The sequence below is a fragment of the Streptomyces sp. PL-29 genome (genome assembly GCF_058344425.1).
In genome coordinates this window covers 1,108,024-1,133,740 of record NZ_CP136996.1, presented here as the reverse complement: position 1 = coordinate 1,133,740, position 25,717 = coordinate 1,108,024, and the positions used below count along the sequence as shown (strand labels likewise).

24 protein-coding genes, 1 pseudogene and 1 riboswitch are annotated in these 25,717 nt (G+C 72.2%); of the genes and pseudogenes, 18 read left to right on the top strand and 7 right to left on the bottom strand.

The window, feature by feature from the left end; all coding sequences use genetic code 11:
- The first annotated feature begins 5 nt into the window (after positions 1 to 5).
- The gene (locus R4Z63_RS05115; RefSeq protein ID WP_384449336.1) at positions 6 to 1,148 is read left to right on the top strand and encodes an ROK family transcriptional regulator; all 1,143 of its coding nucleotides are present in this window, start codon (positions 6 to 8) and stop codon (positions 1,146 to 1,148) included.
- 82 nt (positions 1,149 to 1,230) lie between these two features.
- Here R4Z63_RS05115 and R4Z63_RS05110 read toward each other — a convergent pair whose 3' ends face one another.
- The 3 genes and pseudogenes from R4Z63_RS05110 to R4Z63_RS05100 form a co-directional block, all read right to left on the bottom strand.
- Positions 1,231 to 2,001, bottom strand: a complete 771-nt coding sequence (locus R4Z63_RS05110; RefSeq protein WP_384449339.1) for an SDR family oxidoreductase — start codon at positions 1,999 to 2,001, stop codon at positions 1,231 to 1,233.
- Positions 2,002 to 2,060: 59 nt separating this feature from the next.
- A complete protein-coding gene (locus tag R4Z63_RS05105) occupies positions 2,061 to 2,960 on the bottom strand; it encodes an RNA polymerase sigma-70 factor (protein ID WP_236647784.1) in 900 nt (299 codons plus the stop codon).
- Positions 2,961 to 3,051: 91 nt separating this feature from the next.
- A pseudogene (locus tag R4Z63_RS05100) lies at positions 3,052 to 5,410 on the bottom strand (chitinase C-terminal domain-containing protein).
- Positions 5,411 to 5,707: 297 nt separating this feature from the next.
- A riboswitch (FMN riboswitch) is annotated at positions 5,708 to 5,837 on the top strand.
- A 213-nt stretch (positions 5,838 to 6,050) separates the two neighbouring features.
- Here R4Z63_RS05100 and ribD point away from each other — a divergent pair.
- The 10 genes from ribD to R4Z63_RS05050 all read left to right on the top strand — a co-directional run bounded on the left by ribD (position 6,051) and on the right by R4Z63_RS05050 (position 14,722).
- Positions 6,051 to 7,115, top strand: coding sequence for a bifunctional diaminohydroxyphosphoribosylaminopyrimidine deaminase/5-amino-6-(5-phosphoribosylamino)uracil reductase RibD (gene ribD / locus R4Z63_RS05095; protein ID WP_384449447.1), 1,065 nt, complete (start codon positions 6,051 to 6,053; stop codon positions 7,113 to 7,115).
- Positions 7,116 to 7,745, top strand: a complete 630-nt coding sequence (locus R4Z63_RS05090) for a riboflavin synthase (RefSeq protein WP_037926262.1) — start codon at positions 7,116 to 7,118, stop codon at positions 7,743 to 7,745. It abuts the gene before it with no gap.
- Complete coding sequence (locus R4Z63_RS05085) at positions 7,742 to 8,395, top strand: nicotinamide mononucleotide transporter family protein (protein ID WP_037926265.1); 654 nt, start codon at positions 7,742 to 7,744, stop codon at positions 8,393 to 8,395. Before R4Z63_RS05090 ends, R4Z63_RS05085 begins: the two co-directional genes overlap by 4 nt.
- Positions 8,392 to 9,681: a bifunctional 3,4-dihydroxy-2-butanone-4-phosphate synthase/GTP cyclohydrolase II gene (locus R4Z63_RS05080; protein WP_052031169.1), complete on the top strand. Its 1,290-nt coding sequence runs from the start codon at positions 8,392 to 8,394 to the stop codon at positions 9,679 to 9,681. Before R4Z63_RS05085 ends, R4Z63_RS05080 begins: the two co-directional genes overlap by 4 nt.
- A 52-nt stretch (positions 9,682 to 9,733) precedes the next feature.
- Positions 9,734 to 10,219 (top strand): 6,7-dimethyl-8-ribityllumazine synthase, encoded by a 486-nt coding sequence (ribH, locus tag R4Z63_RS05075; RefSeq protein ID WP_007262951.1) that lies wholly within the window; start codon positions 9,734 to 9,736, stop codon positions 10,217 to 10,219.
- Positions 10,220 to 10,326: 107 nt separating this feature from the next.
- On the top strand, positions 10,327 to 10,608 hold the full coding sequence (locus tag R4Z63_RS05070) for a phosphoribosyl-ATP diphosphatase (protein ID WP_030775422.1): 282 nt from the start codon (positions 10,327 to 10,329) through the stop codon (positions 10,606 to 10,608).
- Between the two features lie 68 nt (positions 10,609 to 10,676).
- On the top strand, positions 10,677 to 11,525 hold the full coding sequence (gene hisG, locus R4Z63_RS05065) for an ATP phosphoribosyltransferase (RefSeq protein ID WP_037926272.1): 849 nt from the start codon (positions 10,677 to 10,679) through the stop codon (positions 11,523 to 11,525).
- Positions 11,526 to 11,596: 71 nt separating this feature from the next.
- Positions 11,597 to 12,061, top strand: coding sequence for a PH domain-containing protein (locus R4Z63_RS05060; RefSeq protein WP_037926275.1), 465 nt, complete (start codon positions 11,597 to 11,599; stop codon positions 12,059 to 12,061).
- Between the two features lie 199 nt (positions 12,062 to 12,260).
- Entirely contained in the window at positions 12,261 to 13,691 is a 1,431-nt protein-coding gene (locus R4Z63_RS05055) for a hemolysin family protein (RefSeq protein WP_384449348.1), read from the top strand.
- Positions 13,688 to 14,722 (top strand): hemolysin family protein, encoded by a 1,035-nt coding sequence (locus R4Z63_RS05050; protein WP_384449351.1) that lies wholly within the window; start codon positions 13,688 to 13,690, stop codon positions 14,720 to 14,722. The genes R4Z63_RS05055 and R4Z63_RS05050 overlap by 4 nt, the downstream gene beginning before the upstream one ends.
- Positions 14,723 to 14,794: 72 nt before the next feature.
- Here R4Z63_RS05050 and R4Z63_RS05045 read toward each other — a convergent pair whose 3' ends face one another.
- Positions 14,795 to 16,723: an AAA family ATPase gene (locus R4Z63_RS05045; protein WP_384449354.1), complete on the bottom strand. Its 1,929-nt coding sequence runs from the start codon at positions 16,721 to 16,723 to the stop codon at positions 14,795 to 14,797.
- A gap of 388 nt (positions 16,724 to 17,111) precedes the next feature.
- Positions 17,112 to 17,747, bottom strand: coding sequence for a uridine kinase family protein (locus tag R4Z63_RS05040; RefSeq protein ID WP_384449358.1), 636 nt, complete (start codon positions 17,745 to 17,747; stop codon positions 17,112 to 17,114).
- Between the two features lie 109 nt (positions 17,748 to 17,856).
- On the opposite strand from R4Z63_RS05040, the gene R4Z63_RS05035 reads away from it, so the two are divergent.
- The 5 genes from R4Z63_RS05035 (at position 17,857) to R4Z63_RS05015 (ending at position 22,224) form a co-directional block, all read left to right on the top strand.
- Positions 17,857 to 19,224 carry a C39 family peptidase gene (locus R4Z63_RS05035; RefSeq protein WP_384449361.1) on the top strand — a complete coding sequence of 456 codons (1,368 nt, stop codon included), beginning with the start codon at positions 17,857 to 17,859 and terminating at the stop codon, positions 19,222 to 19,224.
- A 147-nt stretch (positions 19,225 to 19,371) separates the two neighbouring features.
- Positions 19,372 to 19,803: an SPW repeat protein gene (locus tag R4Z63_RS05030; RefSeq protein WP_037926294.1), complete on the top strand. Its 432-nt coding sequence runs from the start codon at positions 19,372 to 19,374 to the stop codon at positions 19,801 to 19,803.
- A gap of 153 nt (positions 19,804 to 19,956) precedes the next feature.
- Positions 19,957 to 20,109 carry an SCO1431 family membrane protein gene (locus R4Z63_RS05025; protein ID WP_172671382.1) on the top strand — a complete coding sequence of 51 codons (153 nt, stop codon included), beginning with the start codon at positions 19,957 to 19,959 and terminating at the stop codon, positions 20,107 to 20,109.
- A gap of 106 nt (positions 20,110 to 20,215) precedes the next feature.
- Positions 20,216 to 20,905: a TetR/AcrR family transcriptional regulator gene (locus R4Z63_RS05020; RefSeq protein WP_384449365.1), complete on the top strand. Its 690-nt coding sequence runs from the start codon at positions 20,216 to 20,218 to the stop codon at positions 20,903 to 20,905.
- Between the two features lie 146 nt (positions 20,906 to 21,051).
- Entirely contained in the window at positions 21,052 to 22,224 is a 1,173-nt protein-coding gene (locus R4Z63_RS05015; RefSeq protein ID WP_384449368.1) for an acyl-CoA dehydrogenase family protein, read from the top strand.
- A 21-nt stretch (positions 22,225 to 22,245) separates the two neighbouring features.
- On the opposite strand, the gene R4Z63_RS05010 is transcribed toward R4Z63_RS05015, so the two are convergent.
- Positions 22,246 to 22,386: a hypothetical protein gene (locus R4Z63_RS05010; protein WP_236647786.1), complete on the bottom strand. Its 141-nt coding sequence runs from the start codon at positions 22,384 to 22,386 to the stop codon at positions 22,246 to 22,248.
- A 492-nt stretch (positions 22,387 to 22,878) separates the two neighbouring features.
- Here R4Z63_RS05010 and R4Z63_RS05005 point away from each other — a divergent pair, with 492 nt between their 5' ends.
- Both R4Z63_RS05005 and R4Z63_RS05000 read left to right on the top strand, forming a co-directional pair.
- Entirely contained in the window at positions 22,879 to 24,012 is a 1,134-nt protein-coding gene (locus tag R4Z63_RS05005; RefSeq protein WP_384449371.1) for an Rv3169 family protein, read from the top strand.
- Positions 24,013 to 24,083: 71 nt separating this feature from the next.
- Entirely contained in the window at positions 24,084 to 25,175 is a 1,092-nt protein-coding gene (locus tag R4Z63_RS05000) for a phosphotransferase family protein (protein ID WP_384449374.1), read from the top strand.
- A 31-nt stretch (positions 25,176 to 25,206) separates the two neighbouring features.
- Here the strand turns inward: R4Z63_RS05000 and R4Z63_RS04995 are convergent, their stop codons facing one another.
- The gene (locus R4Z63_RS04995; protein ID WP_384449377.1) at positions 25,207 to 25,677 is read right to left on the bottom strand and encodes a hypothetical protein; all 471 of its coding nucleotides are present in this window, start codon (positions 25,675 to 25,677) and stop codon (positions 25,207 to 25,209) included.
- Between the last annotated feature and the right edge of the window lie 40 nt (positions 25,678 to 25,717).

Here is a 25,717-nt window from a genome sequence, read left to right as displayed (position 1 = left end):
GCGCCGTGACTCCAGCCCGCACCCCGGTACCGTCCCCCGCCTCACCCAGTACGGCCCGGGCCATCAACGACCGCCTCGCCCTGCAACTCCTCCAGGACTCCGGGCCGCTGACGGCAGCCCAGCTCAAGAACATGACCGGCCTCTCCCGCCCCTCCGTCGCCGACCTCGTCGACCGGCTCACCGCAGCGGGCCTCATCGAGGTCGTCGGCGAATCCGGGGCACAGCGCCGCGGCCCCAACGCCAAGCTCTACGGAATCGTCGCCAGCCGCGCCCACCTGGCCGCGCTCGACGTCCGCACCGACCGGGTCACCGCCGTCGTCACCGACCTGCTCGGCCATCCCCTGGCCGAAGCCGCCCTGCCCGTCGGCGCACCCGAGGACGCCGTCACGGCCCTGCTGCGCACCGCCCACGAGGCCGGTGCCGCCGAACTGCACACCGTCGTCGTGGGCGCCCCGGGCCTCGTCGCCCCCGCCACCGGCGAACTCCGCGACACCATCGGCCTTCCGGCCTGGCACCGTGACCTGGTCACGGCCCTGCAGCGGACCCTGCCCGCCCTCGTCGTCGTAGAGAACGAGACCAACCTGGCCGCCCTCGCCGAGCAGCGCCTGGGCGTCGCCCGCGACCTGGACTCCTTCGTCCTGCTCTGGCTCGGCGCGGGGGTGGGCGCGGCCGTGGTCCTGGACGGCCGGCTGCGCCGGGGCGCCTCCGGCGGCGCGGGCGAGATCGGCTTCCTGCCCGTACCGGGCACCGGGGGCCTCCCCTCGGCCGCCGACTGCGCGGGCGGGTTCCACGCCCTGGTCGGCCGGGACGCCGTCACTGCTCTGGCGCGCCGACACGGCTACGCAGGCCCGGCGGAGCAGGCCGTCACTGGAGCCGCCGGCGAGCTCTTCCTCGAAGCCCTCGCCGAACGCCTCGCCCTGGGCGCCGCGGCCGCCGCGGCCCTCCTCGACCCCGGCTGCGTGGTCCTCGCGGGAGAACTCGGCCGCGCGGGCGGTCCCGCCCTGGCCGCCCGGGTCTCCCACCGCCTGGCGAAACTGACCCCGGTCCCGACGGAGATCCGTGCCACGACCCTGGGCGACCCGGCGGTCCTGGCCGGTGCCCGCCTGGCGGCCCGCGAAGCGGCCCAGGGCGTGCTGTTCGGGACGTGAGGGCCGGGCGGGCCCCGCCGCGCCGATCGATCACGGTCGTGCTGGAGCCCCTCGCCGCAGCCCCCGCCCACCGAAGCCGCCCTCAGGCCTTCGTCCCCGCCCCGCCGTGTCCCCGCCGTGCCGCGAACTGCTCGAACGTCTCGTGGCCGACCGCGTGCGTGGGGGCCAGGTGGCCGCCCCGGCGGAAGGCGGCGTAGGTTCTGCCCGCCAGGGGGAGGGGGAGGACGCGGCGGGTGCGGCCGGTCGCCCGCAGGTAGACGCGGGCCAGGTCCGGCAGGCTACGGATCTGCGGCCCGCCCATGTCCGGGACCCGACCTGACGGGGTCGGGACCGCCAGCTCCGCCAGGCGGGCGGCGACCTCGCCCACCGCGATGGGCTGTACGGATACGCCCTTGGGGATCGGTGCGACGGGCAGCTTGGCGGCCGTGTCCGCCACCATCGCCACGAGGTCGTGGAACTGTGTCGTGCGCAGGATCGTCACGCCCAGCCCCGACGCCTCCAGCAGTCGCTCCACCCGGAGCTTGCGCTTGTAGTAGCCGAGCGGGACCGCGTCCACCCCGACGATCGAGATGTAGACGATGTTCGCGACGGTCCCGGCCCGCCGGGAAGCCTCGATCAGGTTCCCGGCGGCCATGTCGTCGCCCTTGCCGGCCCCGCGCGTGTTGCTCGCGCAGTGCACGATCACCGCCGCGCCCGACAGCGCCGCGTCCAGGCCGCTGCCGTCCCGGAGGTCGACGGGGTGGTCCGGGGCGTGTCGGCTGAGCACGCGGACGTCGTGCCCGCCCGCCCGCAGCCGTTCGGCGACGAGTGAGCCGAGCGTTCCGGTGCCTCCCGTGACGACGATGGTGCCCATGGTGCCGGTCCTTCCCTGGTGGTGTGCGGGGTGTGTCCACCAACTGGACCGGACAGCCTTCAGGAATGTGACAGCTGCCGCCGGATGAATTCCAGCTTCTCCGGGTTGACCACCGTGCTGATCTCGCTGACCAGCCCATTCTCGAATTCCACCAGCAGAACTGCCACCTCGCCGAAGAGCAGCGCGGGCGATCCGTTGACCTCCGCGACGCTGACCGGCACCCCGGCCACGTACTTCGCCATGGCGCCCATCGCGAAGCGGGCCACGTTGTCGCGCCCCAGGATCGGCCGCCGCGCCGCGTTGACCACGCCGCCGCCGTCCGACACGTACCGCACGTCGGCCGCCAGCACCCCCTCCAGTCGGGTGAGGTCCCCGCTCTGTGCGGCGGCCAGGAAGCTGTCCACGAGCCCCTGCCACCGCTCCGGATCGGCGGAGAACCGCTTTTCCGGCGCGGCCTCGCGCTCGGCGGCGATCCGGCCCGCCGCGCGCCGGTAGATCTGACGGCAGTTGGCCTCCCCGAGGTCGAGGAGGCCGGCGATCTCCCGGTGGCTGTAGGCGAAGGCCTCGCGCAGCACGTACACGGCGCGTTCGACCGGGGTGAGCTGCTCCAGCAGCAGGAGCAGGGCCATGGACACGCTGTCCCGCTGCTCCGCCGACTCCAGCGGGCCGAGGGTGCCGTCCCCGGTGAGGACCGGTTCCGGCAGCCAGGGGCCGACGTACCTCTCGCGCTTGGCCCGCGCCGAGGTGAGGCTGTTGAGGCAGAGGTTGGTGACGACCTTGGCCAGCCAGGCCCCCGGGTGCTCGACGGCGGCCCGGTCCGCGGAGTCCCAGCGCAGATATGCGTCCTGCACGATGTCCTCGGCCTCCGCGGCGGAGCCGAGCATGCGGTAGGCGATGCCGAACATCCGGGGCCGGTGTTCCTCGAAATCCGCTACGGACGGGGCGACATGTGTGATCACCGGGCCAGCCTACGAGGCCGGGTCCGGCGGGAAGGCGGGAGGACCCGGTGGCCGCCGGGCCACCGGGTCCCCTCACGTTCTCGGCGGGCGCTCAGCAGGCGCCCTGGTCCTTCCAGACGCCCCATTCGCCGGTGGTGCCGGGTTCCTCGTTCTGGGTCCACCACTGGGCCTTCCAGTTGTGGCCCTGGTGGGAGACGACGTTGCCGCTGTTGTAGATCGTGCCCGCGACGTACGCCGGGTTGGTGCAGGTCCCGCCGGTCGGCGGCGGGGTCGTGGGGGGGTGTGGTGGGAGGTGTGGTCGGGGGAGTGGTGGGCGGGGTGCTGCCGCCGCCCGGCTCGCCGACCGTGGTGCCGCGCGCCAGGTCACCGGCGAGCGCGTACGTCGTGCCGGAGATGTTCACCGTCCAGTTGGAGGGGGTGGACACCGGCAGGTAGTAGTTGAAGGCCAGGTCGACGGAGGCGCCCGGGGCCAGGGACTGCCAGGCCGGGAGCTTCAGCGACACCCGGTGGAAGTCGCCCTTCAGGCCGCCCACGTTGCTCCCCGTGTGGCCACTGCTGATGATCTTCGTGCCGAAGCCGGACTGGTCGGAGGCGTTGTTCGGGGCCGAGGTCGAGTAGTCGAACTGGAACTCGGTTCCGCCGGGCAGTGCCGTCCCCGTGTTGTTGGTGATCTTGATCTTCGGGGTGATCGGGTAGTTCGAGTCGCCCAGCTTGAACTCGGTGAACTGCGTGGTGATGTCCACGGCCCGGGTCGGCAGGGCGGTGGCGCCCGCCTTCGTCGCACCGTACGGGGCGGCCGCCTTGAACTTGTCGTACATCAGCGAGGTGAGCGTCGAGCCCATCTCGTACTGGCCCTTGGCCGCGTTCCAGCCGTAGTCGCCGGCCATCTCCCAGACCATCGTGCCACCGATGCCGCGGTCCACCACGTAGTCGGCCTTGGCGGCCACCGACTGCTCGTCCTCGGTGGAGAGGAAGACCTTCTTCTGCGCGTTCCACAGCCACGGCGCGACCAGGGTCGAGTCGTACTTGCGGGTGTAGGTGCCGGTCAGGGAGGTGTTCGCCGGGAAGCCGTACTGGGTGACGTAGTCGCCGACGATCCCCTTCTCCAGGTTCTTGGCGTGCCACATCGGGTTCGAGCCGGCCGGGGACTCGTTGCCGTTGTCGTCCTTGTCGTGCCACAGGTTGTCGATGCCGACCGCGCCGTCACCGCACTTGGTCAGCCCCGAGCCGGCCGGGCAGCTGGTCGCCGCGGCCTTGCCCCACAGGCCGTCGGTGCCGCCCTGCACGTTCTTGTGGCCGCGGGTGTAGTAGGGCAGGCCGATGTTGATCCGGCCGGCCGGCATGGAGCCGCGGAAGTAGTGGTATGCCCAGTCCGTGTTGAGGTAGCCGATCCCGCCGTACTGCTGGGAGCCGTAGACGCCGGCGGCGGCGAGCTCGCCGTCCTTGCCGTCGTCGAAGAGCGAGGCGTTCGGGCCCACGTACTCGTTCCAGGCGCCGTGCAGGTCGTAGGACATGATGTTGACGTAGTCCAGGTACTGCTGCATCTGGAACGTCTCCATGCCGCGCAGCAGGTAGCCGGAGGAGGGTGCTGCGACGGTCAGCAGGTAGTGCTTGCCGTCGGCGGCGCCGGCCGCGTCCAGCTTCTGGCGCAGGCTCTTCATGAGGGCGTCGTAGCCCTTGACCAGGCCGGCCCGGCGGGCGTTGGCGATCTGCCAGTCCAGCGGATTGCCGGCGTCCTTCATCGTGGTCGGGTACTCGTAGTCGATGTCGACGCCGTTGAACCCGTACGTGCGGATGAAGTCCACCGAGGACTGGGCGAACGTGTCGATGCCCGCCTGGTTGACGGAGCCGTCCGCGTGGGTGGCCATGCTGTAGAAGCCGCCGGAGGCCACGCGCTTGCCGTCCGCGCCGAAGTAGCCGCCGGTCTCGGCCCAGCCGCCGACGGAGATCAGGGTCTTCACGTCGGGGTGCTGCTTCTTGTACTTCGTCAGCAGGTTGAAGTGGCCCTTGTAGGGGAGCGACGGGTCCATCTCGGCCCCGGCGACGCCCGGCCAGGTCATCCCGGTGGCCTCGTTCGTCGCACCGTCGGCGCCGACCGAGATCTTGTTGTCGCTGCCGACGTGCGCGAACGCGTAGTTGATGTGGGTGATCTTGTCCCACGGGATGTTGTTGACCAGGTACGACGGCTGGCCGTTCTTGCCGGTGCGCCAGCCGGTGAAGTAGCCGATGACGCGGCGCTGGTGGTCGGCGCCCATCTTCTCGCGGCCCTCGGTGTCGTAGACCGAGCAGTACGGGACGTCGACACCGGCCGTCTTGTAGAGGCCGTCGGGGCGACAGCTCTCGTTGTCTGCCGCGTGCGAGACGCCCGCGGAGAGTCCGCCGACCAGCAGTCCGGCGATTGCGGCACCGGATGCCAGGAGCAGCGCTCTCGCGCGTGTGGGGGACAGCATTGTGCCTCCTGGGGAGGGGAGGATGCAGGACACGAATGGACACAACATGGAGCAACGTGACTGGTGCAGAAGCTTGTTGGCCCGTGACGTGCGCACATCTGACGGGCTGTTCCCGGGGAGATGAAGGGAACGTTAAAAGGACTAGACCAACCCGTCAATAGGTCTGGACCAGTCGCGCCACTACTTGTCCTGGTTCGCGCCGGGGCGCCCCCGGAGTCACCCTCTGTGAGCCAGGCCACATCGCATCCCCCGCATGGCGGGCGATCGGTCGTGGCAAACTGGCTGGAGTACCAGTAGCAGCGCACTCCGGGGTCGGTGTAATTCCGAACCGGCGGTATAGTCCGCGACCCGTCCGCAGCCAGCGGCCGGTTGACCAGGTGAAATTCCTGGACCGACGGTTAAAGTCCGGATGGGAGGCAGTGCGCGGCGGGCCAGTCACCGGTACGCCGCCGTCGGCGGTTCATCGGCACATCCCCCCGGATGTGCCCGGTCGAGCCGTTGTTCCGGCCTCGGCGTCCCCGTGTGGGCTGTTCCGCTCCATCTGTCGTATCCCGACAGGCCCCGGAGTCCGTGCCCGATGAGGCAGGAGGACCCGGTGGCGACACACGCCGCGCACGCACCCGACGCGGGTACCCGTGCCATGCGACGGGCCATCGCACTCGCCGCCCGCGGACTCGGCTCCACCAGCCCCAACCCGGTCGTCGGCTGCGTCATCACCGATGCCCGCGGCGCCGTCGTCGGCGAGGGCTGGCACCAGCGGGCCGGCGGCCCGCACGCCGAGGTCCACGCCCTGCGCGCCGCAGGCGCCGCCGCCCGCGGCGGCACGGCCTACGTCACCCTCGAACCCTGCAACCACACGGGCCGCACCGGCCCCTGCGCACAGGCCCTCGCTGACGCCGGCGTTGCCCGCGTGGTCTACGCAGTCCCCGACCCGAACCCGCAGGCCAGCGGCGGTGCGGCCACCCTGCGCGCCGCCGGGATCGAGGCCGAGGCCGGACTGCTGCGGGCCGAGGCGGAGGCCGGTAACACCGCCTGGCTGACCTCCGTACGCCTCGGCCGCCCCCACGTGACCTGGAAGTACGCCGCCACCCTCGACGGCCGCAGCGCCGCCGCCGACGGCAGCAGCCGCTGGATCAGCTCCGCAGAGTCCCGCGCCGACGTCCACCGGCTGCGCGCCCAGGTCGATGCCGTCCTGGTCGGCGGCGGCACCCTGCGCGCCGACGACCCGCACCTCGCCGTCCGCGGCGTCGACGGTGCCACCCAGCCCCTGCGCGTGGCCCTCGACACCCGCGCCGCCGTCCGGCCCACCGCCCGCGTCCTCGACGCCGCCGCACCCACCCTGCTGGTCGTCGCCGACGATGCCGACACCCGCCACCTGCCCGGCGTCGACCTGCTCCGGCTGCCCCCGCGCGACGGCCGCATCCCGCTCGACCGACTCCTGGCCGAGCTGTACGCCCGCGGCGTGCGCTCCCTGCTCCTGGAAGGCGGACCCACCCTCGCGGGCGCCTTCCTCGAAGCCGGGGCCGTCGACCGCGTCGTCGGCTACCTCGCCCCCGCCCTGCTGGGCGCCGGCCCCGCCGCCCTCGGCGCCGCCGGCATCACGAACATCACCCACGCCCTGCGCCTCGACATCACCGAGGTCGTCCGGGTGGGCCCCGACCTGCGTATCACCGCCCTTCCCGCCACCGCCCCCAAGGAGCACTGAGTGTTCACCGGAATCGTCGAAGAACTGGGCGAGGTCACCGCCGTCGAGCCGCTCCGGGAAGCCTCCCGCTTCCGGCTGCGCGGCCCCCTCGTCACCCAGGACGCCAAACACGGCGACTCCATCGCCGTCAACGGCGTCTGCCTCACCGTCGTGGAGACCGCCGACGGCGAGTTCACCGCCGACGTCATGCAGGAGACCCTCAACCGCTCCAGCCTCGGCGCCCTGACCGCGGGCTCCCGGGTCAACCTGGAGCGCCCGATGGCCCTCGGCGGACGGCTCGGCGGCCACCTGGTCCAGGGCCACGTCGACGGCACGGGTGAGATCCTTTCGCGCACCCCCTCCGAGCACTGGGAGATCGTCAAGGTCGCCCTCCCGGAGCACCTCTCCCGCTACGTCGTCGAGAAGGGCTCCATCACCGTCGACGGCGTCAGCCTCACTGTCGTCGAGGCCGCAGCCGACTGGTTCACCATCAGCCTCATCCCCACCACCCTCGCGCTGACCACCCTCGGCATCAAGCAGCCCGGCGACCCGGTCAACCTGGAGGTCGACGTCCTCGCCAAGTACGTCGAGCGCCTGCTGGCCGCCGGCGTCGACCCGCTGCGCGCCGACCCGGCGGGAGACTCCCGGTGACCGCCCTGAACTGGCTCAACGCGGAGGCCTTCACGGTCCTCGGCCAGCAGGTCATCTGGTCCGACATGATCGGAAACCTGATGGGCCTGGCCGCGCTCGCCCTCGGCTGGCGCCGCTCCATATGGACCTGGCCCGCCCAGCTGCTGTCCGGCCTCATCCTCATCGCCGCCTACGCCTCCGCGCACCTCGCCGGTGGCGTCGGCAAGCAGCTCCTGGTCATCGGCGTGGCCGTCTTCGGCTGGCGCGCCTGGCAGAGCGGCCGACAGCGGGCCCAGGACGGCTCCATCGCCGTGCGCACCGCCACCTGGGCCGAACGCGGACTGCTCCTCGCCGCAGCGGCCCTCGGCACGCTCGCCGTCGGCGGCCTCTTCACGCTCTACCCGGCACTCTCCTGGAGCCCCTGGGCCGACGCCTACATCTTCGTCGGCACCATCGTCGCGATGGTGGCCCAGGCCCGCGGCCTCGTCGAGTTCTGGTTCGCCTGGCTCCTCGTCGACCTCGTCGGCGTCCCCCTCGCCTTCACCGGCGGCCTGGCCTTCTCCGGACTGGTCTACGTCGTCTACTTCGCCCTCGTGGTGTGGGGTGCCTACGACTGGTACCGGCGCTCCCGCACCAACCCCGCCCCGGCCCTCGAAGGAGCAGCGGCATGACCAGCCTCAAGCCCGTGCCCGACATCCCCGAAGAGACCTTCCGCCTCGACCCCGTCGAGCAGGCCGTCCGCGACATCGCCGCAGGCCGGCCCGTCGTCGTGGTCGACGACGAGGACCGCGAGAACGAGGGCGACCTCGTCATCGCCGCCGAGATGGCCACCCCCGAGATCATCGCCTTCATGATGAGCGAGTGCCGGGGCCTGATCTGCGCCCCCATGGAGGGCTCCGAGCTGGACCGGCTCGAACTCCCCCAAATGGTGCAGAACAACACCGAGTCGATGAAGACCGCCTTCACCGTCTCCGTCGACGCGAGCGCCGCCCACGGCGTCACCACCGGCATCTCCGCCGCCGACCGCGCCACCACCCTGCGGCTCCTCGCCGACGGTGTCAGCGGCCCCGGCGAGTTCGTCCGCCCCGGCCACGTCTTCCCGCTGCGCGCCAAGCCCGGCGGCGTCCTGGTCCGCAACGGCCACACCGAGGCCGCCGTCGACCTCGCCCGCCTCGCGGGCCTGCGCCCGGCCGGCGCCATCGTGGAGATCGCCGGCGAGGACGGCGTCATGCTGCGCCTGCCCGAGCTGATCCCCTTCGCCCGCAAGCACGGCCTGACGATCATCTCCATCGAGGACCTGATCGCCTACCGCCGCTCCGCCGAGCCCAAGGTGCGCCGCGAGGCGGAGGTCAACCTGCCGACCGCCTTCGGCGAGTTCACCGCCCACGGCTACCGCTCCACCGTCGACGGCGTCGAGCACGTCGCCCTCGTCCACGGCGAGATCGGCGACGGCTCCGACATCTTGGTCCGCATGCACTCCGAGTGCCTGACCGGCGACATCTTCGCCTCCCAGCGGTGCGACTGCGGCCCCCAGCTGCACGCCTCCATGGAACGGATCAGGACCGAGGGCCGCGGCGTCGTCGTCTACCTGCGCGGCCACGAGGGCCGCGGCATCGGACTGCTGTCCAAGCTGCGCGCGTACGAGCTCCAGGAGCGCGGCCGCGACACCCTCGACGCCAACCTGGAGCTGGGACTGCCGGCCGACGCCCGCGACTACGCGGCCGGCGCGCAGATCCTCGCCGACCTCGGCGTGCACAGCGTCCGGCTGCTGACGAACAACCCCGACAAGTCCGCGGCCCTGGAGGCACACGGCATCACGGTCGCCAGCCGGGAGTCGATGCCGGTCGAGGCCGGCGAGCACAATCTGCGGTACCTGCGCACCAAGCGGGACCGGATGGGCCACGACCTGCCCTGGCTGGACGGGACAGTGACCACGTCCGCCTGCGGCAACCAGTGAGCACGCACCACCACCCCGTACGTACCACCACCCACCACCGAGGAGCAGAGCTGTGAGCGGCAAGGGCGCACCCGAACTGAGCGTGAAGAACTGCGGAGACCTGCGCGTCGCCGTGATCGCGGCTCAGTGGCACGAGAAGGTCATGGACGGACTGGTCGACGGAGCCCTGCGGGCCCTGCACGAGCTGGGCATCGACGAGCCGACGCTGCTCCGGGTGCCCGGCAGCTTCGAGCTCCCGGTCGTGGCGAAGGTACTGGCCGGCCGAGGCTACGACGCCATCGTCGCCCTCGGCGTGGTCATCCGCGGCGGCACCCCGCACTTCGACTACGTCTGCCAGGGCGTCACCCAGGGCCTGGTCCAGGTGTCGATCGACACCGGGGTTCCCGTCGGCTTCGGAGTGCTCACCTGCGACAACGACGAGCAGGCGCTGGACCGTGCCGGCCTCGAAGGCTCGAACGAGGACAAGGGGCACGAAGCGGTCACCGCCGCCGTCTCCACCGCGATGACCCTGCGTACCGTGAGCGAGCCCTGGCGCTAGGGGGCGTCCTGCCGGTCAGGCCGGTCCCGACCGGCACGACATCCCCTGGTCCACAGAGTGAACCCCGGCACCGGGACACCCGGGTGAGCCCGTACTCTAAGGACATCATGGCGAACAAACCCTCCAAGACCTTCGAAGAGCTCTTCACCGAGCTCCAACACAAGGCCGCCGAAGGCGACCCCGGCACCTCCCGCACCGCCGAACTCGTCCACAAGGGCGTCCATGCCATCGGCAAGAAGGTCGTCGAGGAGGCCGCCGAAGTCTGGATGGCCGCCGAGTACGAGGGCAAGGAAGCGGCCGCCGAGGAGATCTCCCAGCTGCTGTACCACGTCCAGGTGATGATGGTCGCGCGCGGGATCTCCCTCGACGACGTCTACGCACACCTCTGAGTCCGGGCCGCCCGCCGGCCCGTTCCCCAGCACGTCCACCCTGCACACCACGCATCAAAGGAAGCCCCATGCTGCGCATCGCCGTCCCCAACAAGGGTTCACTCTCCGGACCGGCGTCGGCGATGCTCCATGAGGCCGGCTACCGGATGCGCAAGGAGTCCAAGGAACTCGTGGTCGTCGACCCCGAGAACGAGGTGGAGTTCTTCTACCTCCGCCCCAAGGACATCGCGATCTACGTCTCCTCGGGCAAGCTCGACATCGGCATCACCGGCCGTGACCTGCTGCTCGACTCCGGCGCCAGCGCCGAGGAGATCCTCCCGCTGAACTTCGGCCGCTCCACCTTCCGCTACGCCACCACCCCCGGCACCGCGAAGGGCCCCGAGGACTTCACCGGCCTGACGATCGCGACCTCGTACGAGGGAATCGTCGCCAAGCACCTGGCCGACCAGGGCATCGACGCCTCCGTCGTCCACCTCGACGGCGCTGTCGAGACCGCCATCCAGCTCGGTGTCGCCCAGATCATCGCGGACGTCGTCGAGACCGGCACCAGCCTGCGCAACGCCGGCCTGGAGGTCATCGGCGAGCCGATCCTCACCTCCGAGGCCGTCGTCATCCGCGGCAACGGCGCCGACGCCGAGGACCCGCAGGTCCAGCAGTTCCTGCGGCGCCTCCAGGGCGTCCTCGTGGCCCGCAGCTACGTGATGATGGACTACGACTGCCGCGCCGAGCACCTCGAGCGCGCCGTCGCCCTCACCCCGGGCCTGGAGTCGCCGACCGTCTCCCCGCTCCACAACGAGGGCTGGGTCGCGGTCCGTGCCATGGTCCCCGCCAAGGAGGCCCAGCGCATCATGGACGACTTGTACGAGCTGGGCGCACGCGCGATCCTCACCACCTCGATCCACGCCTGCCGCCTGTAGGGGCAGTTCGCCGGCCCCCGGGCCGACACACCGCCTCCTCCTCCGCACGCCGCACCAGAAGGCAACGCACCATGGCCGAGTCCGCCGCCCCGCCCGCACCGCCCGCCCTGCCGGTCACCTTCCGGCCGACCCGCACCCGGGTGGTCCTGCTGGGCGTCGGACTCGCCATGTTCGCCACCATCACGGCCATCGCCGTGATGCTGGAACGCCTCCAGCCGGGCGAGCGGATCAGCTTCGTGTTCACGGCCGTCCTGCTGACCTCCGTCCTCGTCCTGCTCAGCCGCCCCAAGGTGGTCGCCGACGAGGACGGCGTGACCGTCGTCAACCTCACCAACACCCGCCGCCTGGCGTGGGCCGAGATCCTCCGGGTCAACCTCCGCCCCGGCGACCCGTGGGTGTTCCTGGACCTCAGCGACGGCACCAGCCTGCCCGTGCTCGGCATCCAGCCGGGCGTGGCCCGGCAACAGGCCATCCGCGACGCGCGCGCCCTGCGCGCCCTCGCGGAAATCCGGGGAACCGGCACGGACGACAGCTGACCCCGCCGAACCTCGTCGCCGCCTACCGTTGCGGCCAGGATCCCAGTGACTACCCTGGTGGCGGGGCGCAGCCGTGCGCCCTCCCACCGGCCCCGGACCCCGAGGCCCGCGGGCACCTGCAACTTGAGGAGTGACTCCCTCCAGCAATGGACGGATCGTCCGGTAATACCCGCGCCGCCCTCTCCGCGGAGGCGGCGGCATGACCATCCCGCTACTCCTGCTCGCGGCGGCCTTCGCCCTGATCCTCGCCAACGGATTCTTCGTGGCGGCCGAGTTCGGCCTCGTCACCGTGGAACGCCCCGAGGCCGAGCGCGCCGCAGCCGACGGAGACCGCCGTGCCCGCACGGTCGTCAATGCCCTGCGTGAGCTGTCCTTCCAGCTCTCCGGCACCCAGCTCGGCATCACCATCACCTCCCTCGTGGTCGGCATGCTCGCCGAGCCCGCCCTCGCCGCACTGCTGGCCGGGCCGCTCTCCGCGACCGGCCTCCCGAAGGGAGCCGTCTCCGGCGTCGCCGTCGTCATCGGCATGCTGCTCGCCTCCGCCGTCCAGATGGTCGTCGGCGAGCTCGTCCCGAAGAACTGGGCGGTCTCCCGGCCCCTCCAGGTGGCCCGCTTCGTCGCCGGCCCGCAACACGTCTTCTCGCGCGTCTTCCGGCCGGTCATCGCCGGTCTCAACGCCGTCGCCAACCGGCTCGTACGGGCCCTCGGCGTGGAGCCCACCGAGGAGATGGCCTCCGCCCGCACCCCGGGTGAACTGGTTTCCCTGGTACGCCATTCGGCCCAAGCCGGCGCCCTCGAACAGGACACCGCCGACCTCTTCGTCCGGACCCTGTCGCTGGGCGAGCTCACCGCCCAGCACGTCATGACCCCCCGGGTGAAGGTCAGCGCCCTCCAGCACACGGCCACCGCGGCCGACGTGCTCAACCTGACGCGGGCCACGGGCCTGTCCCGCTTCCCCGTCTACCGCGAACGCATCGACGAGATCACCGGCGTGGTCCACCTCAAGGACGCCCTCGCCGTCGCCGAGACCGAGCGCGACCGCATCAGCGTGGGCCGGATCTGCGTCCCCCCGCTGCTGGTGCCCGGCTCCCTGCCGGTGCAGCCGCTGCTGGAGCGGCTGCGCAGCGAACAGCCGATGGCCGTCGTCGTCGACGAGTACGGCGGCACCGCCGGCGTCGTCACCCTGGAGGACATCGTGGAGGAACTCGTCGGGGAGGTACGCGACGAGCACGACCTGGCCGAGGACGAGACCCCCGAACTCGCCGCCGTGGCCGCCGAGGACGGCCGCCCCTCCTGGGAGGCCGACGGCAGCTGCCGCGTGCAGACCCTGCGTCGGATAGGCCTGGAGGTGCCCGAGGGCCCCTACGAGACCGTCGCCGGACTCGTCGCCGACCTGCTCGGCCGGATCCCCGCCCCTGGGGACCGCGCGGATCTCCCCGGATGGAAGCTGTCCGTCCGCAGGGTCGGCCGCAACCGGGCGGAACGCGTCCGGCTGGTCCGGCTGGCGGCCGTACCCGCCGCCGGGGGGCTCCGGAAGCCCGCGGGCCCCGCCGGCGCCGCCGTGCCCGGCTCCGGCCGCCGCGGCGAGCCCGCCCCGCAGCGGGCCGAACTGGAAGGCGCCGCCCGGTGAACGCCCTCCAGCTCGTCTTCGCACTGCTCCTCGTCCTCGCCAACGGCTTCTTCGTCGGCGCCGAGTTCGCTCTGGTCTCCGTACGGCGCAGCCAGATCGAGCCGCTCGCGGCGGAGTCCAAGAGGGCCCGCCAGGTGCTCCACGGCCTGGAGAACCTGCCCCTGATGATGGCCGCCGCCCAGTTCGGCATCACCATCTGCTCGCTCACCCTCGGCGCGGTCGCCGAACCCACCGTGGCCCGGCTGCTGGAGCCCGTCTTCCACGCCGTCCACGTGCCGCAGGGGCTGATCCACCCGCTCGGCTACGCCCTCGCGCTCGCCGCCGTGATCTTCCTGCACCTGGTCATCGGCGAGATGGTCCCCAAGAACCTCGCCATGGCCGCCCCCGAGAAGACCGCCCTGTGGTTCAGCCCCGGCCTGGTCGCCTTCGCCCGCCTCTGCGGGCCGGTCACCACCGCGCTCGGGGCCTGCGCCAAGCTGGTCCTGAAGCTCTTCAAGGTCGAGCCCAAGGACGAGGTCGAGGCCGCCTACACCTCCGCCCAGCTGGGCCGGCTCCTCCAGGACTCCCGGCAGGCCGGACTCCTGGAGCAGGTCGAACAGGAGCGGCTGGAGGACGCACTGGAACTGGGCAGCCGCCCCGTCACCGACGTCCTCCTCGACCGGGACCGCCTGGTCACGGTCGGCCCGGCCGTCACCCCGCGGCAGATCGAACAACTGACCGTGCGGACCGGCTACTCCCGGTTCCCCGTCCGGGCCGACAGCGGAGCCTTCATGGGCTACCTCCACGTCAAGGACGTACTGGACCTGGAGGATCGGGAACGGGCCGTGCCCCAGCGGGTCTGGCGCCGCATGACCACACTGTGCGCCACCGTCCCGCTGGACGACGCCCTCGGCGTCATGCGCCGCGACGCCACCCATCTGGCCCAGGTCGCGGACCAGGCGGGCCGGGTCCTCGGCCTGGTCGCCCTGGAGGACGTGCTGGAGATGCTGGTCGGAGAGGTCCGCGACCCGGCGCACCGGGTTCTAGCCTGACCGGCAAGGACAGCCCCGGCCGTCCGGGGCCGGAGGGACCGCGGCACACCGTCCTTCCGGCCCCGCCGGACGTCACAGCGGCGGCTCCTGGCGCTCCTGGGGCCCGCGGCCCGACAGGACCTCTCCATACGCCTGCATCAGATCCGGCAGCCGCAGGGTGGCCAGGTCGTCCCGCGACGGCTCGCCCGCGAAGCCCGCCAGCCGCAGGTCCCGGTAGGCGCAGCTCTTCTCGTACAGGGTGCGCAGGAAGCGGCCGTTGCCCAGCTCGTCGATCCATCCCTGCTCCACCACGTGCCCGCTGATGCTGCGCAGCTCCTCCAAGGCCTCCTCGTCCCAGTGGTCCCCGTTGGCGTCGGCCAGTACGCCGCCGATGGCGGTCAGCTCCGGCGGCCGGTAGCTGGGGAAGTCCACCCGCGTGGTGAACCGCGAGGACAGCCCCGGATTCGCCGCCAGCAGCCGGTCCATCCCGGCCGGATAGCCGGCCAGGATCACCACCAGGTGGTCCCGGTTGTCCTCGGCCCGCTTCAGGAGCACCTGCAGGGCCTCGTCGCCGTACGCGTCGCCCTTGCTGTAAGCGGTGTTCGACAGCGAGTACGCCTCGTCGACGAACAGCACACCGCCGATCGCCGAGTCGATCAGCTCGTTGGCCTTCACCGCGGTCTGCCCCAGGAACTCGCCGACCAGATCGGCCCGTTGGGCCTCCACCAGGTGGTCCCCGCCGAGCAGCCCGAGCGCGTAGAAGACCCGTCCGAGGATCCGCGCCACGGTGGTCTTGCCGGTACCCGAGGGGCCGGAGAACACGAAGTGTCGTTTCGGAGGCTGCACCGGCAGCCCCTGACCCGCTCTCAGCCGTGCCATGTGCAGCTGCGCGGAGAGCGCCTTCACCTGCCGTTTGACCGGTTCCAGGCCCACCATCCGCTCCAGCTCCGCCAGCGCTTCGGCCAGCGCCGCCGGGTCCGACGGCCCGGTCGGCAACCCCTCCGCCGAAGCCTGCGGCGGGACGGCCGCCTTGCGCCGCACGCCCTCCATCCGGCCGGGCGGGGGAGGCGGCGGAGCCAGCGGGTCGAGCCCCGCCGGGCCGTCCGCGGCGATGTCCTGGACGGGCCCGCCGCCGGGCGAACCGCCCAGGGCGACCGCCGCGAAGTCCCCGCCGGCCGGGGACGGGCCGTGCCCCGCATAGCCGCCGTACCCCGAGTACCCGGCCAGACCCGCCAGATCGGCCATGCCGTCGGTGTCGTCACCGTCCTCGATGGCCGTCAGCCTGGCCGCGGTGTCCATGAAGGAGGGATCCACCCGGTGCACCGCCCGGTACAGAGGCAGCGCCGCCGCACTGCGCCCGGTGCCCTCGTGCGCCCGCGCCAGCCAGTACCGCAGCTCCTTGCGCTGCGGCTGCTCGCTCCGGCAGCGCATCAGCGCTGCCGACAGCAGTGGCTCCGCCTGCCCGTACATCTCCAGCCGGACCCGTGCCATACCGCCGAAGAGTCCCGCCTCGATCCCCAGCAGCGGATCGTTCACCAGCGGCTCGGTGTGCCGGACCAACTGCTCCCAGTCCTTGACCAGGTAGGCCCGGCAGGCGTGCAGGAACCGTACCTGCGCGTCGGTGTCGACGGGCGGCAACGCGGCGAGGGCCTGGTCCAGCTCCGGCACGTGGCGGCCGTCCAGCCAGTGCGAGGCGTGGGCGAGGAGCAGGTCCCGCCGGTTCTCCAGCACTGGCTGCACCCACCAGCCCAGCCAGTACCAGGAGTTCAGGGTTCTGCGGTGCCGGGTGCGCTGCTCGCCGAAGCGGTCCCGGTGCGCGTACATGCGCAATAACGCGTTGCCCGTGTCGACCCGGAGCGCGTGCAGGCCCAGCCACGCGTCGGCCATTGAGGGGTCGAGCCGCACCGCCGTCCGGAACTCCTCCTCGGCCTGCGGGTAGGCGCCCATGGTGCAGGCGTCGACCCCCCGCAACCAGGCGAGTTCGGCCGGGGCGTGCATGCTGCCCGGCGTGCCGAAATCCATCACGTCCCCCACAAGCCTGCCCCGTGGTGCGCCGCAACCCCCGCTTCGAGCGCGCGAGTTGTACCGGTACCCCGCCTGGCGTCGCTGGAATCAGGGCTGCATCGTACCTGCGCTTTCACACCTTACGTAGGGTGCGGCGGGACCGGTTCGGTCCAGAGCCCAGGGCCTGTGCGGTAACACAGAGTGAACGTTCGGGGGGTGGGTGCCGTGCGCGGGACCCCCGTCGAGGGGGGCCGCGGGCAGAACGAAGCCCCCGATCACGGGGGAACAACCGGGGGCTTCGTGTGCGCGGCGGCCGGTAGGGCCCCGCATGGAGAACGTAAGGCCGCTGCGGGCCCCAGGTCAAGCGGGTCGGCGCAGGCCCGGAGAGGCGGACTTCCGAGGCCGTTCAGGCCCGGGGGAGTCCGTCACCTTCAGTGACGGAAGCGGGGTTTCCCGCCGTCGCTCCGGTCCCGCAAGACCACTCGTATCCCGTACCACTCTGGCGTACCAAGGTCTGGGCGAAGGGGCGCGAAGGATCACTGGAGAAGTGCGCGCGCTCCGCGCGCTCCCACCCGTCCCAGAAGTCGGACAGTTCACGCCCGTCCCGGGCGCGGCCCCGCAGCCACGACTGCGCGCGCGGGGTCTCCATCCACAGCAGCCGTGCCAGGTGCGGGCGCAGCGCCCGCCGCCCGGCCCCGACCCCCTCCATCAGGAGCACCGGCGCCGGCTCCAGCACCCGTTCCGGTCCGAGGCGGCGCTCCGCCCAGTCGTACGGGGCCCAGTGGGCCGGCCGGCCGGCGGCGAGGGGCTCCAGCACCCGGGAGCGCAGCCGCTCCTCCCAACCGAAGAGCTCCTCGTGGCTCGCCACGTCGTCCAGGTGCAGCACGGGGGCCCCGCCCAGGGCTGCGGCGAGCCGCCCCGCGAAGGTGCTCTTCCCGGACCCGGCGTGCCCGTCGATCCCGATCAGGCGCACCGGGCCGAGGGAACGCGGCAGGTCGGCGAGCTCCCTCGCGAGTGACTCGAGTGACTGGTGCGGTTCCACCCGACCAGCGTAGACAAGCCCGACACGAGCTGTGGCTTGGGCCTCGGGCCGCCGGGAACCTGGAAGGGTGACACCACCCAAGCGCCGACCCACCCCGGGGGACCACGCGATGACCGCACCCACGCCACGCAGGGCCGTACTCGTCGCCGCGCTGGCGGTCGCCACCGCTGCCACCGCCGCCGCCGTGCCCGGGGGCGGTGCCCCGGCGGTCGCCGCACCCGCCCCGCGCGCCGAGGGCCGCACCGTCGACAACCGCTTCTGGTACTCCTACGGCCACTGGCGGGCGGGCACCCACCGGGGCACCGCGGCCTTCACCGGCACCCGCCCCGGTCTGGAGATCCGGACCGCCGTCGGCCGCACCGAGTACGCGGACCCGCACACCGGACGCCGGAGCACCTGGGAGTACGCCACCTGGACCTCCCCGGTGCACACCTCCACGGTTCCCGCCACCGAGGCCGTCGCTTCCTGGAACGCCCGCACCCCCGCCGGCACCTGGATCCAGGTCGAGCTGCGCGCCACCTACACCGACGGTGCCACCGGCCCCTGGTACGTGATGGGCCGCTGGGCCTCCGGCGACGCGGACATCCGGCGCACCTCGGTGGACGGCCAGACCGACGGCCGGTCCACCGTCTGGACCGACACCCTGGCCGTCGACGCCCCGGCCGCGGCCGGGGGCCTGCGCATCGCCGGCTGGCAGCTGCGCCTGACCCTCCACCGCCGGCCCGGCGCCGCCGAGGGCCCGACGGTGTGGCTGGCCGGCGCGATGGTCTCCGCCGTCCCCGACCGGTTCACCGTCCCGGCCTCCCACCCCTCCGGAACCGCCCATGAGCTGAAGGTGCCGCGCTATTCGCAGCAGACCCACACCGGCCGCTATCCCGAGTACGACAACGGCGGCGAGGCCTGGTGCAGCCCCACCTCCTCCCAGATGGTCATCGAGTACTTCGGCCGCAGGGCCGATCCCGCCGCCCTGGCCTGGGTGAACCCCGCCTACTCGGACCCGCAGGTTTGTCACGCCGCCCGTTCCACCTACGACGCCGCCTACCGGGGCTGCGGGAACTGGTCCTTCAACGCCGCCTACGCCGCCACCTACAGCGGCCTCGCCGGGGTCGTGACCCGCCTCGGCTCGCTGGCCGACCTGGAGACCGTGGTGCGGGCCGGAATCCCCGCCATCACCTCTACGTCCTTCCGCGCGGACGAGCTCACCGGCGCCGGCTACGGGACGGCCGGCCACCTGATGACCGTCATCGGATTCACGGCGGTCGGGGACGTGATCGCCAACGATCCCCATGCTCCCGACAACCCGTCCGTCCGCCGGGTCTACCGACGCGCCGAGTGGGAGAAGGTCTGGCTGCGCACCAAGCGCACGACCGCCGGGGGCAAGACCGCCTCCGGAAGCGGCGGGGTCTGCTACCTCTACGCCCCCGCGCTGCCGTCCCCGGCGCAGGTCCTGGCCCTGCGGGCGGTCGGCGTGCTGTGACGGCGGTACGGCGGTGGGGGAGCAGGGGAGCAGGGGAGCAGGGGAGCGGGGGAGAACGCTGAAATTACCCGTTGACCAGGCAGCCCCTAGAAGCGGAACATAATGGAGTAAATGGCACATAAAGGCTTCTCGTAGGAGGCGGCCGCCATGACCACCCATCCCAGCATCGAGCACCACCCCGACCTCGCCGAGATGCGCACCCGGTTCGAGCGGGTGACCAGCACCCCCCGCGCGCAGGCCGTCGAGGCACTGGCCCTGATCACGGGCCTGTACCTGGCCGCCTCGCCGTGGATCGCGGGATTCGGCATCCTGATCCCGCTGGCGATCAACAACCTGATCGTCGGACTCGCGTTCTGCCTGTGCATGGGCGGCCTGGGATCCGCCTACGAGCGCACCCATGCGATGGCGTGGACGGCGGTCGTTCTCGGCGCCTGGACGATCATCGCCCCGTGGGCCATCGCCGGTGAGATGGACACGACGCGCACGGTGGTCAACAACGTGATCACCGGAGCCGTCGCCCTCTGCCTCGGCCTCGCGATGGCGGCCATGGCCGGCCGCAGCCGGGACACCAGGGTCTAACCGGCCCCGGCCCCGGCGCCGTGCACAACCGCATGCCGGGCCCCGACCGCACCGCGTACCAGGCGGAGCGGCCGGGGCCCGGCAGTGTGACGTGCGCCACCAGTGACCCTCGTCTCTACCGCGAAAGCCGCGAATGCTGGCACATTGGACGCCATGACCGCAGACGCCGCCGCCCCGACCGCACCCGCCGGGAACCCCGCTCGTACCGGGGGCCCCGAGGAGCACTCCAACTGGCTTGAGCACGCCCTCGGCTGGACCCTCGTGGTCCTCGTGGCCATGTTCGTCACCCAGGTCGGCTGGCTCTGACGGCACCGCCCCGGTGCGGCGGGGCCGGTACGCCGGCCGCATGCTCCCGTCGCGCGGGTCTGCCATACTTCGGCCGTCCTGTGGCAGTGCGAGGCTGGGGCCGAACGTGAACGACAGTCAGCAGCATGGCAAGACCAGGCGTTCGCGGGCACGCAGAGCCGAACTCATATCCATCGGGCGCAAGTTGTTCGCCGACACCGCCTACGACGCGCTCTGCATGGACGACATTGCCAGGCAGGCGGGCGTCGCCAAGGGCCTGATCTACTACTACTTCAAGAGCAAGCGCGGCTACTACCTCGCCATCGTCGAGGACTCCGTGGCCGGTCTCGTGGCCCGCGCCCGCGGCGACACCGACCTCCCGAACGCGGAACGGCTCCGCCGCACCGTCGACGGGTACCTCCAGTACGCCGAACACCACCCCGCCGCCTACCGCACCATCGCCACCGGGGGCGTCGGCTGCGACGCCGAGGTGCTCGCCGTCCGCGACGCCGTCCGCGAGGAACTGGTCGCCACCATCGCCGAAGGCGCCTACGGACACCGCACCCTCCCGCCCATCGCCCGGCTCGCCCTCGTGGGCTGGCTCTCCGCCGTCGAAGGGACCACCCTGGAATGGATCGGCGGGCCGAGCGCCCCGGACCGGCCCGGGCGCGCCCGGCTCGGAGCCCTGCTGGCACGCCAGCTCCGCGCGACATTGGCGGTGATCGAGGAGTTCGCCCCGGAGTGTCCGGCACCTCCCCCCGAGGAAGAGACGTTCGAAAACGTCGGTGATCTTGCACCGGTGACGGGAAGCCCCTGATCGGGCATACTCAAGCCGCCGCAGCCGCTGAACAGCCTCTTCCGTGATCCGGGAGGGCAGCATCGGCTGCACAGAGCCCGAGACCCGGCGGCGCGTCCCACACCTCGCGCGTCGCCGCCGTGCCCGAGATGGAGGAGAGCGCCGCCATGACCGACCGCGCCCCGCAGCCGGTGGACCGACAGCTGCCCACCGAGGAGTCCCGCGACCTCCTCGCCCTCGTACGCGAGATCGCCCAGCGCGAGATCCGCCCCCGGGCCGCCGAGGAGGAGGATTCCGGACGGTTCCCCCGAGAGGTCTTCACGCTGCTCTCCGAGGCCGGCCTGCTCGGCCTCCCGTACCCCGGCGAGTACGGCGGCGGCGAGCAGCCGTATGAGGTCTACCTCCAGGTCCTGGAAGAGCTCGCAGCGGCCCGCCTGACCGTCGGCCTCGGCGTCAGCGTCCACTCCTTGGCCTGCCACGGCCTCGGCGGCTACGGCACCAAGGAACAGCAGGCCGCGCACCTGCCCGCGATGCTCGGTGGCGGCCTCCTGGGCGCCTACTGCCTCTCCGAGCCGGCCGCCGGCTCGGACGCCGCCTCCCTCGCGACCAAGGCGGTCCGCGACGGCGACGACTGGATCATCACCGGCACCAAGGCCTGGATCACCCACGGCGGGGTCGCCGACTTCTACACCGTCCTCGCCCGCACCGGCGTCGAGGGGCCCAAGGGCATCACCGCCTTCCTCGTTCCCGGGGACGCGGCCGGACTGACCGCAGCCGTGCCCGAGAAGAAGATGGGCATGAAGGGCTCTCCCACTGCCCAGCTGCACTTCGACGGCGTGCGCGTACCGGACTCCCGCCGCATCGGCGAGGAGGGGCAGGGCTTCTCCATCGCCCTGGCCGCGCTCGACGCGGGCCGCCTGGGCATCGCGGCCTGCGCCATCGGCGTCGCCCAGGCGGCACTGGACGAGGCGCTCACGTACGCGCTGGACCGCAAGCAGTTCGGCCACCCCATCGCGGACTTCCAGGGGCTGCGGTTCATGCTGGCCGACATGGCCACCAAGATCGAGGCCGGCCGGGCGCTCTACCTCGCCGCGGCGCGCCTGCGGGACGCCGGCAAGCCGTTCTCCCGGCAGGCAGCCATGGCCAAGCTCTTCTGCACCGACGCTGCGATGGCCGTCACCACCGACGCGGTGCAGGTCCTCGGCGGCTACGGCTACACCGCGGACTTCCCCGTCGAGCGCCTGATGCGCGAGGCGAAGGTGCTCCAGATCGTGGAGGGCACCAACCAGATCCAGCGCATGGTCATCGCACGTCACCTGGCGGGGCCCGAAACGCGCTGACGAGGTTCGTGGCCGGACGGGTCAGTACAGCCCGCTGCCGGCCGAGGGCCAGACCGGGGACGACGTGAGCCGGGACCACTCCGGGTCCCGCCGGCCGGGCAGGGTGCGGCCGGCGTCGGCCCACCGGGCCAGCAGGTCCCGGTAGATCGGCGGATCGGGCACCTGCTGCTCACGTTGAGGCTCCCGGGGCAGCGGGCGCTGAACCGGTTCTTCGAAACCCGACGAGATCGAACGGCGCCTTCGGCCCGTTGCAGACTGAAGCGTGCTCATGCACGGCCAACGCGGGACGGAAGCCACGGGTAATCGCCCCTGGCGTGCGCGGATCCGTTCGAGGAGTCCCCGGGAGCACGCTGGAGGCGGGGCCGGGCGGGCCGGAAAGCCGGCGGCGGCTCGGCGGCGCGTCGGGGCAGTGGGTGGGTGCGGTGGTTCGTCGGGGCGGTGGATCCCGCCCCGGAACCACCCGCCCGCCCGGTGGGTTTCCGCCCCCGTGGGCCCCGTGGGCCCCCGCTCCTCTCTCCTCCCGGTGGGCCGAAGCCCTGCCACTTCGTGTCCGGCTGTCAGAGCGTGCCAGAAGTCTGGTACCGCAGCATGTTTCTGACGTACCGTCATGTCTGCCTGTGCTGCCCTCGCCCTCGCCTGCCCCGGAGGTCCGTCATGCCCGCAGACCGGCCCGTCGCACTCGACGAGTACCCCATCCACCAGGCCCCCCTGTCGATGAAGCACCTCGTCAGCGGCGACCGGAACGCCTACGACCGGTGCATCTTCCACGTCTTCGACCACGCCGGCCGTGCCGTCCTGATCCTCGGCCTCGGCGTCTATCCCAACGCCGGGGTCATCGACGCCTACGCCACCCTCCGCCTCGGTGACGAGTTGCTGGCGGTCCGGGCCTCCGACGCCCTCACCGACGACCGCATGAACCTCTCGGTGGGCCCCTTGTCCATCACCGTCGACGTGCCGCTCAAGCGGCTCACCCTGCGCTGCGCCCCTGATTCCGGCGACCCGCACGGGCTCTCGTACGACATCACCTGGACCGCTGAGTTCCCCGCGGTCTGGGAACCGCACCACATCCAGCGGCGTGGCGACCGGCTCATGCTGGAAGGCCGCCGCTTCGTCCAGGCGGGCCGCGTCACCGGAACGATCCGTGCCAAGGGCGAGGAGTTCACGCTCACGGCGGGGGAGTGGACCGGTACCCGGGACCGCAGCTGGGGCGTGCGGCCGATCCCCGGAGAGGAGGGCGGCCGGGCGGCCGAGGAGCACCGGCCCGAGGGCTTCCACTGGCTCTGGATCCCGGTCCGCTTCGCGGACCGCTTCGTCATGGTGATCGCCCAGGAGGACGCCGACGGCCACCGCACCCTGAACGAGGCCGTGCAGGTCTTTCCCGAAGGCAGGGGCCGCCCGGACGTTCAGCTCGGCTGGCCGCACACCGAGATCCGCTACCGCCCTGGCAGCCGGCAGCCCGAGAGCGCCGTCATCCATCTCACCGACCCGTCCCGCAAGCCCCTGGAACTGGGGGTGGAGATACTGAACTCCTCCCCGCTCGCCGTCGGCGCCGGCTATCCGCCCGCCGGTGACTGGCAGCACGGCACCTGGCAGGGGCGCGACTGGAGCGACCGCCGGGTCTACGACCTCTCCCACCCGGCCGCCCACCCCATGGCCGCCTTCGGGGTCACCGACCACTCGGCCCGATTCACGCTCGACGGCCGGACCGGGCACGGCATCTTCGAGCACGGCAGCTTCGGGCGCCACGACCCGAGCGGATTCACCGACCACGCCTCCGTCGCCCCGTAGCTCCCGGCCCCGTCCCCGCAGCCCCCTCACGTCCCCCGCAGATCCAGGTCCGAGCAGGAGAAGGGGTCTCCATGACAACCGCACCACGTCCGCGCACCTCCACCCGGGAGCCCGAGGAACTCGGTCGCCGCCTCGGCGCGTGGCTCGACGGCCGGCTCCCCGGGGCGGAGGTCACCAACGTCTCCGTCCCCGGTTCGAACGGGATGTCCAGCGAGACCCTCCTCTTCGACATAGAGCACCCCGACACCCCGCTGCGTGCGTGCGCGCTGCGGCTCGCCGCCGACCCGGCGGCCTACACCGTCTTCCCGACGTACGACATGGCGCGCCAGCATCGCGTGATGAGTCTGGTCGCCGAGCACACGGACCTGCCCGTCCCCCGCGTGCAGTGGTTGGAGGAGGATCCCGGGCCGCTGGGCGCGCCGTTCTTCGTGATGGCCCGCGCCGAGGGCCGGGTCCCGCCCGACGTCATGCCCTACACCTACGAGGGCAACTGGCTGCACGCGGCGACGGACGCCGAACGGGGCGTGCTCCAGGAGGCGAGCATCTCGCTGCTGGCCCGGCTGCACGACCAGTTCCCGGCCGAGGAGGCCGAGTTCCTGCTGCCCGCAGGTGAGGGCTGTCCCCTGCGCCGGCACGTGGAGGCGCAACGGGCCTACTACGCCTGGGTGGTGGGCGGACTGTCGCCTTCCCCGCTGATCGAGCGGGCCTTTGCACGCCTGGAGGAGCTGTGGCCGGCCGACCCCGGCCCCGCCGTCCTGAACTGGGGCGACGCCCGTATCGGCAACGTCGTCTACGACGGCTTCACACCAGTGGCCGTCCTGGACTGGGAGATGGCGGCGTACGCCCCGCGCGAGGTGGACCTCGGCTGGACGGTGTACCTCCACCGGTTCTTCCAGGACCTCACCGTGAGCTTCGGCCAGTCCGGTCTGCCGGACTTCCTGCGCCGGGAGGACCTGGAGCGCCGCTACGCCGAACTGACCGGCCACACACCGCGGGACATGGAGTTCCACACCCTCTACGCGGCCCTGCGGCACGCCATCGTGATGCTGCGCATCGCCTACCGGCAGGCGCACTTCGGGGAGGTCGAGGTCCCGGCGGACCCGGACGGCCTGATCCTGCACCAGGCGAGCCTGGCCGCCATGGTGCAGGGGACGTACTGGTAGGGGAGGGGCGGGAGTGACGGACGGGCGGGGCTCAGGCCGCCTGCGCGTGCTGCTGACGCGTCTGCGCCTGGGGCTGTGGCAGGAGCGGGCGCACGACGCGGATCGGGCGCGAGCCCGGGCCCCCGACGTGCGAGAAGGGCTGCGTCCGCCAGTCCAGGCCCTGGGGCAGGGCCGACGGGGCGAAGGAGTCGGGTTCCGGTGCCTGCGCCGACTGGGTCACGCCGACCGTCGGCAGGGCTTCGGCGGCGGGCCGGCCGGTGCCTGCGCACACGGTGAGCCCGAAGGGGTTCCACGGGGTCAGGCAGAGCGCGTGCTGCGGCAGGTACTCCTCGTCGGCGACGAGGGCGATCGACTGGCCGCAGTCCGGGCAGGTCGCGTGGCGGATCTCGAACCCCTCGACCTCGTCGAGGTATTCGCCGTCCTCCGGGTACCCGTCGTCCTCGGCATCGAGCGGTTCGACAGGCTCCGGTTCGCTGCGACCGGCGCGCTTGGTGTTCGGCATGGATGTACTCCCCCTTGGGTGGGCCGGGCGGGCAGGTACT

Excerpts from the sequence above, each read along its gene's own strand:
- R4Z63_RS05110 (WP_384449339.1), bottom strand. The coding sequence starts at position 2,001 with ATGGGCACCATCGTCGTCACGGGAGGCACCGGAACGCTCGGCTCACTC.
- R4Z63_RS04995 (WP_384449377.1), bottom strand. The coding sequence starts at position 25,677 with ATGCCGAACACCAAGCGCGCCGGTCGCAGCGAACCGGAGCCTGTCGAA.
- R4Z63_RS05060 (WP_037926275.1), top strand. The coding sequence starts at position 11,597 with ATGGCCGAGTCCGCCGCCCCGCCCGCACCGCCCGCCCTGCCGGTCACC.
- R4Z63_RS05045 (WP_384449354.1), bottom strand. The coding sequence starts at position 16,723 with ATGGATTTCGGCACGCCGGGCAGCATGCACGCCCCGGCCGAACTCGCC.
- R4Z63_RS05005 (WP_384449371.1), top strand. The coding sequence starts at position 22,879 with ATGCCCGCAGACCGGCCCGTCGCACTCGACGAGTACCCCATCCACCAG.
- R4Z63_RS05035 (WP_384449361.1), top strand. The coding sequence starts at position 17,857 with ATGACCGCACCCACGCCACGCAGGGCCGTACTCGTCGCCGCGCTGGCG.
- hisG (WP_037926272.1), top strand. The coding sequence starts at position 10,677 with ATGCTGCGCATCGCCGTCCCCAACAAGGGTTCACTCTCCGGACCGGCG.
- R4Z63_RS05000 (WP_384449374.1), top strand. The coding sequence starts at position 24,084 with ATGACAACCGCACCACGTCCGCGCACCTCCACCCGGGAGCCCGAGGAA.
- R4Z63_RS05080 (WP_052031169.1), top strand. The coding sequence starts at position 8,392 with ATGACCAGCCTCAAGCCCGTGCCCGACATCCCCGAAGAGACCTTCCGC.
- R4Z63_RS05030 (WP_037926294.1), top strand. The coding sequence starts at position 19,372 with ATGACCACCCATCCCAGCATCGAGCACCACCCCGACCTCGCCGAGATG.
- R4Z63_RS05070 (WP_030775422.1), top strand. The coding sequence starts at position 10,327 with ATGGCGAACAAACCCTCCAAGACCTTCGAAGAGCTCTTCACCGAGCTC.
- ribD (WP_384449447.1), top strand. The coding sequence starts at position 6,051 with ATGCGACGGGCCATCGCACTCGCCGCCCGCGGACTCGGCTCCACCAGC.
- R4Z63_RS05015 (WP_384449368.1), top strand. The coding sequence starts at position 21,052 with ATGACCGACCGCGCCCCGCAGCCGGTGGACCGACAGCTGCCCACCGAG.
- R4Z63_RS05025 (WP_172671382.1), top strand. The coding sequence starts at position 19,957 with ATGACCGCAGACGCCGCCGCCCCGACCGCACCCGCCGGGAACCCCGCT.
- R4Z63_RS05055 (WP_384449348.1), top strand. The coding sequence starts at position 12,261 with ATGACCATCCCGCTACTCCTGCTCGCGGCGGCCTTCGCCCTGATCCTC.